We start from the raw sequence: 421 nt of genomic DNA on the forward strand, positions 1-421 counted from the left end.
GGGCGAGAAGGATATTCCAGACTCGCTCAAAGCGGCCTTTGCCAAGAGCAACCGCCTCCAGGATATCTTGACCGGCCAGTTCCAGCAGGGCCGCACCGGCAACCAGATTCTGGCCGGCGCGCTCGCGCAGGCCAAAGCGGAGGGCATCGCCGCGACCATTTACACCCATCCGCTGGGTTCGCATGGACACGCGGCCGGCCCGACCATCGGCATGTGGGACATGCAGGGCGGCGTGCCAGGCAGCGGCGACTTCCCGCTGCATTTCAAGACGGCCTATTCGATCGAGCTCAATTCCGAGTCGACGGTACCCGAATGGAAAAAGAACATCCGCATCATGCTCGAGGAGGACGGCTATTTCGACGAGTCCGGTTTCCGCTACATCAGCGGACGGCAAAAGAAGATTCATCTGCTGCCCCGACCG

General features: G+C 61.8%; 1 pseudogene. It reads left to right on the forward strand.

The features are described from left to right. Positions 1-421 (forward strand): annotated as a pseudogene (locus tag D0817_RS26750) (M24 family metallopeptidase); the annotation flags it as partial.

It is taken from the genome of Flavobacterium cupreum (assembly GCF_003996965.1).
Classification (GTDB): domain Bacteria; phylum Bacteroidota; class Bacteroidia; order Flavobacteriales; family Flavobacteriaceae; genus Flavobacterium; species Flavobacterium cupreum.